Source organism: Marinimicrobium sp. UBA4209 (assembly GCF_002381585.1).
GTDB lineage: Bacteria > Pseudomonadota > Gammaproteobacteria > Pseudomonadales > Cellvibrionaceae > Marinimicrobium > Marinimicrobium koreense.
The window spans coordinates 29,860-41,278 of record NZ_DFTP01000068.1 but is presented as its reverse complement, the minus strand read 5'-3'; the positions used below and the strand labels follow the sequence as shown (position 1 = coordinate 41,278).

Sequence of the window (11,419 nt, the reverse complement as noted above, 5' to 3'; positions counted from 1 at the left end):
GGATCGGTCCGACGCCTCGGAGGGCGAAGCCCGCATCCGCCGTTACCAAACGCAGGTCACGCATGTCGTGCCGTAAAACCCGGGTGACCTGTATGAATATCGGAACGGCACCGCATGGGTGCCCTACGATTTAGACTTAAACTGCTCCATAATGTTACCCAGCATATCCACCGGCAGCGGGAACACAATGGTGGAGTTTTTCTCCCCCGCAATATCAATCAACGTCTGCAAATAGCGCAGCGTCATCGCGTTGGGGTTCCTGGACAGCTCCACCGCCGCGTCGGTCAGCTTGGCCGCGGCCTGTGACTCACCCTCGGCGTGAATGATTTTCGCACGCCGTGAGCGCTCGGCCTCAGCCTGACGGGCAATCGCCCGGATCATGCTCTCATCCAGGTCAACGTGTTTGATTTCCACATTGCTGACCTTGATGCCCCAGGTATCGGAGCTCTGGTCCAGAATTTCCTGAATATCCTGGTTCAGCTTGTCGCGCTCGGAGAGCATTTCATCCAGCTCGTGTTTACCGAGTACCGAGCGCAGCGTGGTCTGGGCCAGTTGACTGACCGCTTCGTAGTACTGCTCCACATTGATGATCGCCTTCTCCGGGTCAACCACCCGGAAGTACACCACCGCATTCACCTTCACCGAGACGTTGTCCCGGCTGATCACGTCCTGACTCGGCACATCCATGACGATGGTACGCAAGTCCACCTTCTCCATGGTCTGGATGAAAGGAATGATGATTACCAGACCGGGGCCTTTGACCTTCTGAAAACGGCCCAGCATGAATACCACGCCCCGTTCATACTCGCGCAGAATGCGAATCGCATAGGCGAGCAGTAACACCACAAAGGTGATGAGTAGACCAAAGAAATATTCGTATAACATAGGGAATCTCCGTTCTTGGATAAAAGTGCCAGCCGCCCTTTACTGACCGGTAGGGCGTACCCTCAAGTGCAAACCGTCCTGCGACACCACCTCCACCGTGTCGCCAGGCTTCAGTGGTTGTTCGCTGGACACTGTCCAGAACTCGCCATCAATACGAACCGTTGCATGCTCTTCACCTACCTGGGTAACGTCCGCAACCCGACCCACCATGGCGTGGCTGACATCCTTGCGCGGCATTCGCAAGCTACGACCGACCATGGTGACAATGCCCAGCACAACCAGTGATCCCACAGCGGCCACCGCACCCACAATCTCATAGGACACCTCCATACCCGGCACGTCGGTATCCACCAGCATGATGGACCCCATCACCAGAGCTATCACTCCGCCTATGCCGAGTACCCCGAAGCTGGGCAGGAATGCTTCCGCCAGTATGAGTATGCCCCCGAGCACGATCAGCGCCAGCCCCGCATAATTCACCGGCAACACCTGCAGCGCATAGAGCCCAAGCAGCAGACAGATGATGCCGACCACACCGGGCACTAGGGCGCCCGGGTTATAACCTTCCAGTATCAGCCCATAGACCCCGATCAACAGCAGAATCGAGGCAATCTGCGGATTGGTGATTATGCCCAGTAACTCACTGCGCCAATCCGGCGCATAACTCACTATGGGCAGATCCGCCGTCTGAAGGGTGAATGGGCCGCTTTCCAATTTGACCTCGCGGCCATCGAGTTGCGCCAGAAGATCCTCGCGGTTGTCGGCCACCAGATCGATCACGTTCTGCTCCAGGGCTTCGCTGGCGGTCAGGCTCACCGCGTCGCGCACCGCTTTTTCAGCCCAGTCGGCGTTACGGTCATAGCGCTCCGCCAGGCCGCGGATAAAGGCCACCGAGTCATTGATTACCTTGCGCTCCATGGCGCTACCGGGTTGGGGAGACTTTTCCGAGGATTCTTCGCCGGAGCCCTCACTGCCATCGTCCACCGGCTCTTGCTCCCCCGAAGGCGGCGTGGGCAGGCCGCCCATCTGGACCGGGGTGGCAGCGCCGAGGCTGGTGGCCGGGGTCATGGCGGCAACATGGCTACCGTAAAGGATATAGGTGCCGGCACTGGCGGCGCGGGCGCCGGCAGGATGGACGTAGGTGATCACCGGCAGGGGGGCGGCGAGAATGCCTTTGATCATGTCGCGGGTAGCGGCGTCCAGGCCGCCGGGGGTGTCCATGCGGATCAGCACGGCGTGGGCGCCGGCTTCGTGGGCGGTGTCGATGGAGCGCAGAATATAGTCTTTGGTGGCGGGCCCGATGGGTCCGTCAATGGTGAGTTCGGCCACATGGGGGCCGCCGGACGCCGTATCGTCCGTTTCCTGGGCCTGAAGGCCGAAGGCGCCCAGCATCAGCAAGGCCAGCCAGAGCAGCAGCCCTGGCCGTAGTAAGGTAAAACCGCGTCGATTCCATCTCATGGGTTGCCACCTCCACCTATGAGATTAGCAGAGATTCAGCGTCACCCAAACAATACGGTGGGGGTAGGAGGCAGGATCAGTTTGTTGTGTCGGTTTGGTTTACGGCGGATGCGGGCTTCGGTCTTATCGCGCCCGACGGATATTGCATTGATTTTGGTAACGGCGGATGCGCTTCGCTTATCCGCCCTACGCAGATTTATACCGCTGCGCTCGGCCGTAGGGCGGATAAGCCGAAGGCGCATCCGCCGTCATCCCACTCAAGTTACGCGGGGTTATCGATGGTGCCGTTACATATTGGCTGGAACGCCGTCAGTCGATCCATCATGGCGGCATTACCCAAGCCATTGCGGGGGAACTTGTCCGCATCGCCAAAGCGGCTCTGCTCACCGTGCAACGCCATGTAGTTGAGCACCACGGTTTCCACCAGCAGGTTGACGTTGTTGGCCGCCGGGGTGGAGGCGGTTTCCACGTCACCGCTGGGGCGCATGTAGCCGATCTGCTGATGCGCTTCCGGACCACCATTGGACTCCAGCAGTTGCGGGCGACCATTGGGGTTGTACACCAGGAAGAAGGACGCCGCGGTCTGTTGATTGTCACCGGTCCAGACGCCTTTGCCGCGCCCCTCCGGGGAATCATCGATCATGCCGTTGCTGAATACCGAGCCGTCGCTGAACACATAGACCATGATCGGCACGCCTTTACGGGCGGCGTATTCCAGGCAGGCGCCGATGCAGCGCCCGGCGCGCAGGTCGCGGATTTCGCCCGTGGCCCGGTCGCCGGTGTGGTAGTCGTAGCCACCCATGGTGACGGTGCCCGCGCCCGCGCGGCCCTCCACCACCAGCTTCATGACCGAGGCGGTTTTCCGGAACTCCCGGTCGCTCATGAATTCGGCTTCCGAGAAAATGCCGTTGGGGCCGATGATATCCGGGTCCGCTTCCGGGTCGATGGAGGCCGGGTCGCCGAAGCGGGCCGCCAGATCGGCGCTTTTCACGTAGCCACAACTCAGCAGCTCCTTGAGCTGTTCATCCTCGGTGGTGCCAAAATTCAGGTTGTTCAGCCGCGCCCGGCTCATGCGGGTCATGGACTCCATCACCCGCACGGTATCTTCCTGGCTGAGCATGTTGACCAGGTCCCCGGTATCCACCAGACCGGTGACGTCACTGGGCTGGTCCACCTTGGTGGGGCGCACCTCCGGGTTGATCAGGGAGGCAGGCGCCAGGGAGTTGCCGCCGGAGTCGTTGGCCCGGGAGCCGATCAGCGCCAGCAGCTCGCCGTTGGCACCGGCGCGGTTGATGCCGTACATGGGGTTGTGGGGGTTATTGCCGGTATCGTTCTCCGAGCGGGCCGGAATCACACAGCCGTTGACCAACTCCGTGCGGGCGCCGGCCCGCTCCAGAATGCCGGCGAGCATCTGGCTGTCGCTGTGAAACGCCAGGCCCAGATCGGTGTTCACAAAATCCTCGGTGGAGGATTGAGGGGTCATGTCCCCCGGCAGGCCCTGCTTGCTGTAGCCCGCCGTACTCAGGAAATCCAGTTGCCCTCCCGGGCCGCCCACCAGCACATTGGAGCCCGCCATATTGGCGCCCCCGGCCAGATCGAAACAGATAAACGGAATCTTGCCCGCCCCGGTGCTGGCAATGCCGCAGTCCTGGCGCAGTTGCTCGATATCGTTGGCCAGATTCACCTCTTGGGCGAGGGCGGAGTTGACGATCAGCCCGCTCAACGAGCCGCCAACGATGGTACCGGCCCCGGCTTTGAAGCCGTGGGAAATCAGCTCCCGCCGGGTCATGGGGCGGTGGTGACCATCCAGTAGCAGCGGTGCATCCGGGTGCAGAGGAGCCTGTCGTTTAGCCATAGTGGTTTGCCTTGTTGCTCCGGGTTGGGTCGAGAACAATGTTCATCAATAACAGTTCCTGAAAGCCGGTTACTGCACCAGCGTCAGGGCACTGCCCAGGGTCGCCGCGCACAGGGCGGTGACGATGGTACGGCTGCGCTCGGCGTCGCCGCCGCTGGTCGCCATCCGATCAATCAGATCATTCATTTCGGTGCGCAGGGCCGCCGGATCCGCCTGGCTGGCCAGTGGCTCGCCTTCGATTTCGGCGGCGAGCAGATGTTTCAGCAACGGTTCGATTACCGCCGCCCTACCGTCGGTATCAAAGGCACCACTGACACCGGCGCTGAAATCAAATCCGGCGTAATAGTCGCTGCGCTTGTCGCTGTCCGCCGTCAACGCCGAACAATAGGCCACGGCCAATTGGGTCACCCCCATCTGGTGCGCAGCGACAAAGCCGTCTACCTGCGGGGCGGTGGGCAATTGCTGGCGGACTTTTTCATAGGTGCCGGCCACCGAAGCGGTGGTACCCGGAATGCCGGTGGCGGTAGACAGAGTGGCATTGATCGCGGCAAAGGAGCGCAGACCGAGGCGCGGTTGATCTTCGATCACAGCGGGACTGCCCGGCGCTGGCGGTTCGGACTCCACGCGAACGAATTCATGCTCCCCCAGGCGATCAAAGGTCAGGAAGAACTGATCGCTGTCCGGCCCCTGTTGCAACTCAATCACGGCACCCTGGCCGGACAGGGTTTGACGCCTCTCGACAAAGGCTTCGGAACTCAGCTCGGTCTCCAGGGCGGCAAATACCTGACCCGTCGGGGCCTCTCGACCATTGACGCCAATGCGTATGCCCTTGATCGGAGTGGGGGGTACCGTCACGTCATCATCCAGAGTCAGGAAGAAGGGCTCGGCAAACAGGTAGCCGTAATCGTCGAACTGCTGTACCTCAAAAGCGATGTACGCCGTTTGCGGATCCAGACCGATTTGATCCGAGACATCGAACAACAGATAAAACAATGCACCGACGCCCACCTCAAAATTGGTCCCGATCGCCTCGGGCGACAGGGCGCGATTGTGAATGGCCAGGAAGCGGATGCTGCCGCTCCAGGCGTAATCACTGCCGGACACTTCGTTGCCGAGCACCAACGCAAAGGTTTCGCTCCACTCTTCCAGCGCGGCGCCCGCCAGAGGATCCTCATCGTTGGTAAACTCACCGTTCACATACAGGCGTCGACCGTTGACCGGATCGAAGGTGGCCACCACATGCTGCAAGGTGGCCTGCAGGCGTTCGTCAGCGTCGTTGGTGGACAGGGCAGGCAAACCATTGACGTCGGTCTCACCGCTGCGATTGAGAAAATCGTAGTTGTAGAGCGTCTGGCCCAGAGTAAAATTGCGCACATCGTTGCTACCGGAGTAGCTGACAATGCGGGCGGTATCCGCACCGCCGTCCCCCTGGGTCACATTATCGGGAATCACCCAGGCTTCGATACTATACTCACCAGTGGCGGTGAGCAGGTCGTGCAGCTTGCGGCTACCACTGGTGGCCGCCTGGGCCTTTCCGTCATTGCCGCTGCTGTTCAGGCGAAGCCCCCAGGAGCTCATCCACTGCACATCACCACTGAGATTGAGGTTGGCGGCGGGTTCGACACCACTGGTGTCGTAGGCGATGGGACCCTGTCCGGTTTTGAACTCGTACTTGGCAATAATGTGGGTGTCGATCCGTCCGCCGCTGCTGGCGACGATGCCGTTACCGAGGCTGAGCGCCCGACTGACCACCAGATCCGGATTGATCTCGGTTTCCGCAATACTGTCGGCGAACTCGGTGATGGCCGCGGTCATGGCACTGGCATCGCTCTGGCAGTCATCACTCCAGCAGTTATGGCCCTCGTTACCCAGTCGTTGCACCAGTCGGGAATCGGCCGGATCATCCAGGCGCATACGGGTGCGCGCCGCTTCGAAAGAGAGAGATACCGAGCTGCTGCCCAGGTAGGGTTGCTGTGCCGTGGGTGCGCTGCGTGTGTGACATTCGCTGCAGTATTCGGTCAGCAAAGGATAGACCGTGCTGGCAAAAGCGCCAGGTTCGGCAGGCATGATTTTACTGCTGCCGACGGCCTGATCATCCGGCGCCTCAAAGACCACCCGAGTGCTGACCGAACCGGAGGCACTGGCCCAGGCCTCTACGTATCCCTCGATGATGTCGGCACAGGCGTCGGCACTGGCCTGCCAACAGTTGTGGCCTTCGGCGACCTTGGTCACCAGACGGGAATTGGCAGACTGCTCCAGATCGATGTAATCATTGATATCCGCATAGGCCAAATTGATATCGTCCGAGCGCACAAAGGTGGGTTCCTGTCCGCCCGTGCCATGGCAACTGCCACAGCGGTTTTCCACCGCCAGTGGATCCCACACCGACAGTTTGAACTGCTGCACATCATCGGTCTGCGGCGCCGGGCCGTCGTAGGTGGCCGCCGGGGGTTCCTGATTGGGGTCAACATTCTGTTGGACGTCGCTGCCACTATCGGAGCCACAGCCTGCCAACAGGAATAGAAATCCGAGGATGATTGGAGAGTGCTTTATCAGGTTCATCATCACTCTCCCTTGCAATAGTCGGCGGTGTCGATAAACGCGCGGCGCAGATCGAACCCGGCGTTGGCGAGATGGTCGGTGGCGGTTTCGATCAACTGGTGATCCTCGGGGCTACCCGGTTGGCGCAGGCACACCTGGCGAAAGACTTTTTCCACCTGACAACTGGCAAACGCTTCACTGTGAGCCAGTTCCATGCCCATGCTCTTGGCACCCTCACCGCTGCCCGGCAGTGCATCACTCCAGCCCAGCACCCGGTTGTTGCCCTCGCGCCAGTAGTTGTCCCACTGATCATCCATGGTCACGTAGCCATAGCGGAAGGTATTGGCATTGATATGGTACTTGGGCACCACGCGGGTGCCGGTTTCCGCTTCGGTTTCACCTTCGCGGTTGTAGGTCAGTCGGCCGTCCTCACCCTCGGGATCGGCGTCGGCATCATAGTCCCAGTTGTAATAGGCATAGGCCTGGGCCAGAGGATCCATGCCGTTATGACAGCCCATGCAGTTATTCAGGAAGACCCGACTGTCCCCTCCGGGGCTGCGACTGACATCCTGACGGATGCGGTCCGGGGTCAGGCTGGTGTCGTGCACCTGCTCCAGATCCCGGCACAGGTGATTGAGTAACGTGAAGCGGAACATGGCACGGTTGGTGCCCGCGTAAAAGAAGGCGCGCGCTGCGGCTCGACTGGTCATCACCCCGGCGGTCGCCTCGGCGGGCAGACCGTTGACATCCGACTGGGTGCGCTTGACCAGTACTTCCGGGTCGCCCAGCGGCAGGCCCTGGGTTTCCAGTGCCTCGTAATGCTGATTGTCGTCATTGGCATAGGCGGGCAATCCGCTGGCGCTTCCGACGTACAGAACGTTGTCGTAGAGCAGACCGCGAATGTCTTCCCCGTCGCGCACCATGCCGATAAAGGTGGCGGTGTAGTCGTTGAGCGGTGCAAACACGCTCTGATCCCGATTGGTCCAGGGCGTGGCCATGTTTTTCAGGGTGACGCTGTAAAAATGCTCATTGTCCATCGCCAACTCAACGGCGGCGTCGACGTCTCCCTCAGCGATCAGGTCGGCCATTTGCAGCAGTACGCTTTCACTGGGCGGCACGCCGGCAATGCGGTTGTGAATCTGCAGCGCCTGCTCCCGGGGGCCGGCCTGCGCCGCGACGCCAACCAGAATCAGCATCAGACAGAAAACGGAGCGCAGACGCATGACGCCGCGTAACGGAAGTTGGCGGGTGCTGTTCACGGTTATTCCCCAAGGCCATTGGTGCTTATCCGCCAGACCGGGCCACATTGGCCGGCGGGAGTCTGGTGGTTTTTGTGTAACATTTGACGCGCGTTCCAGACCATTATAGGGGTGATGCCAGCCAGTTCCCGTGCGGGTTTAGCCACGGGTTTTGATAAGTGGATCACACTTCCGGCATTCAACCCCGTTTTTTGGCACTGGATCCCATTCCGTCGGCCCTGAAAGCCCTGATAATGGCGCTTTTGCTCCGGGACATCCGTCATGACACTCAGTGCCACTACACGTGCGACATTGCTGCCGATTCTGGCCCTCGGGCTCACTGCCTGTGGCGGTGGCGTGGGTGACCCGGTAGGGCCCGGCGAGGACAGCGGCGGCGGTCAGACACCGGACCCGGTGGTGGTGGATTTTCCGATTGTCTATGTGCTGCGCCCCGTCCCCCGGGATGAGGACTCCGACGAAATTCTGGCAGAGGTACTGACCGAGCCGGCCCAGTTTAACGCTGGCGCCCGACTGTACTTCCAGGACCGGGCCACCGCGACGGCGGGCCGGCGGGAGCTGACCGCCGGGCTGTTCGATGAGGGGGCGCTTTACGATGTAAAGGACATTGCCCCCCACCCGGATGGGGACCGCTTCCTGTTTGCCCTGCGGGCGCCGGAGATCGAAGACGCGGATGACGACGAGCAACCCACCTGGAATATCTGGGAATATGACCTGAACACCGAGTCCCTGCGCCGGGTGATCAGCTCCGATCTAAGCGCCGAGGCAGGTCAGGACGTCAGCCCACAGTACCTGCCGGATGACCGCATCCTGTTCAGCTCCACCCGCCAGAGCCGCAACCGGGCGGTGTTGCTTGACGACGGCAAACCCCAGTTCGCGGCCCAGACCGAAAACGACAATCAGGACGCCCTGGTGCTCCACGTGATGGATGCGGACGGGCGCAATATCGACCAGATCAGCTACAACCAGAGCCACGACCTGCAGCCGCTGATCGACGTCGAGGGCCGGGTGCTGTTCACCCGCTGGGATGGTTTCGCGCAAAACCGGCTGAGCTTCTATCAGCTCAACCCCGACGGAACGGGCCTGGCGCCGCGCTACGGCTACCACAGCCTGGCCGGCAGTGAGGCACCCGCCCTCTTCTCGACCCAATTGACACTGGACGGTCAATTGCTGGCCATTGCCAAGCCACAAGACGAGCTGCTGGGCGGAGACCTGGTGCGGGTGGATGTGGCCAACCATGTCGAGAATGATCAGACTCTGGACGGTGTGGCGGGCGGCCCGGCCCAAACGTCACTCGCCGATCGACCCATTCCCCTGAACGGCGATATCTCCCGCGCCGGGCTCTACCACGCGGCCTATCCCATGCAGGATGGTAGTGAGCGCTTACTGGTCAGTTGGAGCCCCTGCCGGGTGTCCGTGCCCGATCCCGAGCAGGACGACGGCGTCCGGATTCGCCCCTGTACCGACGAATGGCTGACCACCGAGGGCAGCGAACCCGCCCCACCGCTGTTCGGCCTGTGGGTGTTCGACCCGGAAGGCCCCACCCAGCAGCCCGTCGTGCTGCCGGAAGAGGACCAGATGGTCACCGACCCCATCGCCCTGGAACCCCGCCCGAGACCCGGTTTCCAGGAGCCCCTGGTGGGCGAGTCCAACTGGGTCAGTGAAGGCGTCGGGGTACTGCATATTCAGAGTGTGTACGACCTGGACGGCGAGGCGAGCGTCGATATCGACGCGCTGATGGACCCGGCCCAGACCACGGCCGACGAGCGGCCCGCCCGCTTCCTGCGACTGCTGAAAGCCGTCTCCAGCCCGGACAACGATACCTTGAACGACCAGGACGACGAGGTGTTCGGCAACCGCTTCAACCAGAACCGGGGCCTGCTGGAAATTCTCGGCTATGTGCCCATCGAGCCCGACGGTTCGGTAATGACCAAGGTGCCCGCGGATATCGCCTTCAGTTTCGATATCGTCGATGCCGAGGGCACCCGGATCATGCCCCCGCACCGCAACTGGTTGCAGTTGCGTCCCGGGGAACAGCGCAATTGTCAGGGCTGCCACAGCGCCGACAGTGAAGTCCCCCACGGCCACCCCGAACGCGGGCCGTTACCCGCTTATACCGGCGCGGATACCGAGGGCCTCCCCTTTCCCAATACTCTACTTGCTGATATCGAAGGTCAGCCTGAAAACCCCATGATGGGAGAAACTATGGCCGAGCTCGAAGCACGAGTCGCGCTGACATGCAGCAACCCTGAAGAGCCAGACACATGTAGCTTTAGAGGCCCCCGCAATCCGAACGTGAATATCCGCTACACCGACATCTGGACCGACCCGGCGGTGCGCGAACCCGACCCGGATCACCAGCGCCTGTACAGCGCCCTGGCGGCGGACGATTACCGTGAGTACGCCAACGACGAAAACCCTGACGAAGGCCTGACCGTCTCGGCCACTTACCCGCCCACCAGCGAAGGCTGCCAGACCCAATGGACGGCGCTGTGCCGGGTGGTGATCAATTATGAAAACCATATTCAGAGCCTGTGGGAGCGTCAGCGGCTGCTGACCGAGGAAAACGACGAGGGTCAGGCGACGTTGGTCCTGGATGAATTCGATGAGCCCGTGGACCACACCTGTGTGGGCTGTCACACCCGTTTCGACGCCGACGATGCGCCTCGGGTCCCCGCCGGCCAGTTGGAGCTGACCCGCAATGCGGCAGGCAACGGCCAGATGACGTCTTACCTTGAGCTACTCAATGGTGACGATGAGGTGACGCTGGTCGATGGCGCGGTGATCGACCTGTTGGTGGAAACCGGGGAGTTTGAAACCGATGAGGAGGGTGAGCTGGTATTGGATGACGACGGCAACCCGATTCCGATTCTGACCACGGTGCCGGTACAACCGCCATTATCCCGAGGCGGAGCCGCTGCCAGCGCCGCGTTCTTTGCGCGTTTTGAGCAGACGAACGACCTGGCTGCCCCCGACGCAGTCGATCACCGTGGTATGCTCAACCCCGATGAACTCCGACTCCTGCGGGAATGGCTCGACACCGGTGCCCGCTATTACAATAACCCTTTTGACCGGGCGCGACAGGACGACGAATGAGGGACTTGGTTATTTTTCATGAGCAGGAACCTTTTTATGTGGCGTCACGTCCGGTCAGGGGCGGGGTATACCCTTCCAGGACTCGCTGTAAATACATCCCTGTACGCTCGGGATCGCGAATCCCGCGCTCTACGGTCCTGGAAGGGTATACCCCGCCCCTGACCTCCTCACTCTGTAGAAAACTCGGGAGGAGCCCCGCCCAAGGTCACAGGAGAGAGAGAGGTGAGATACAGCGCACTGAGGGCCGATGTGGGGTGAAGCGTTTCAAGACCCTCACCCGCGGGACTAGCGGTGAGGAGCGTACAGGGATGTATTTACAGCGAGTCTT

At 61.3% G+C, this 11,419-nt stretch carries 6 protein-coding genes; 1 reads left to right on the top strand and 5 read right to left on the bottom strand.

Annotated features, from left to right (window positions below; genetic code table 11):
• Nucleotides 1–123: 123 nt before the first annotated feature.
• The 5 genes from B3187_RS09940 to B3187_RS09920 form a co-directional block, all read right to left on the bottom strand.
• Nucleotides 124–885: a slipin family protein gene (locus tag B3187_RS09940; protein ID WP_286806146.1), complete on the bottom strand. Its 762-nt coding sequence runs from the start codon at nucleotides 883–885 to the stop codon at nucleotides 124–126.
• 39 nt (nucleotides 886–924) lie between these two features.
• Nucleotides 925–2,343, bottom strand: a complete 1,419-nt coding sequence (locus tag B3187_RS09935; RefSeq protein WP_286806144.1) for an NfeD family protein — start codon at nucleotides 2,341–2,343, stop codon at nucleotides 925–927.
• 262 nt (nucleotides 2,344–2,605) lie between these two features.
• Nucleotides 2,606–4,198 (bottom strand): hypothetical protein, encoded by a 1,593-nt coding sequence (locus tag B3187_RS09930; protein ID WP_024461542.1) that lies wholly within the window; start codon nucleotides 4,196–4,198, stop codon nucleotides 2,606–2,608.
• A gap of 69 nt (nucleotides 4,199–4,267) precedes the next feature.
• Nucleotides 4,268–6,763: a LamG domain-containing protein gene (locus tag B3187_RS09925; RefSeq protein ID WP_286806142.1), complete on the bottom strand. Its 2,496-nt coding sequence runs from the start codon at nucleotides 6,761–6,763 to the stop codon at nucleotides 4,268–4,270.
• On the bottom strand, nucleotides 6,763–7,962 hold the full coding sequence (locus tag B3187_RS09920; protein WP_414673691.1) for a hypothetical protein: 1,200 nt from the start codon (nucleotides 7,960–7,962) through the stop codon (nucleotides 6,763–6,765). The genes B3187_RS09925 and B3187_RS09920 overlap by 1 nt, the downstream gene beginning before the upstream one ends.
• Before the next feature lie 297 nt (nucleotides 7,963–8,259).
• Between B3187_RS09920 and B3187_RS09915 the strand changes: the two genes are divergently transcribed.
• Complete coding sequence (locus tag B3187_RS09915; protein WP_286806140.1) at nucleotides 8,260–11,091, top strand: hypothetical protein; 2,832 nt, start codon at nucleotides 8,260–8,262, stop codon at nucleotides 11,089–11,091.
• The last annotated feature ends 328 nt before the right edge of the window (nucleotides 11,092–11,419 follow it).

What these genes read in the sequence shown, in the direction of transcription:
- B3187_RS09940 (WP_286806146.1), bottom strand. Translation starts at nt 885, where the DNA reads ATGTTATACGAATATTTCTTTGGTCTACTCATCACCTTTGTGGTGTTA.
- B3187_RS09935 (WP_286806144.1), bottom strand. Translation starts at nt 2,343, where the DNA reads ATGAGATGGAATCGACGCGGTTTTACCTTACTACGGCCAGGGCTGCTG.
- B3187_RS09930 (WP_024461542.1), bottom strand. Translation starts at nt 4,198, where the DNA reads ATGGCTAAACGACAGGCTCCTCTGCACCCGGATGCACCGCTGCTACTG.
- B3187_RS09925 (WP_286806142.1), bottom strand. Translation starts at nt 6,763, where the DNA reads ATGATGAACCTGATAAAGCACTCTCCAATCATCCTCGGATTTCTATTC.
- B3187_RS09920 (WP_414673691.1), bottom strand. Translation starts at nt 7,962, where the DNA reads ATGCGTCTGCGCTCCGTTTTCTGTCTGATGCTGATTCTGGTTGGCGTC.
- B3187_RS09915 (WP_286806140.1), top strand. Translation starts at nt 8,260, where the DNA reads ATGACACTCAGTGCCACTACACGTGCGACATTGCTGCCGATTCTGGCC.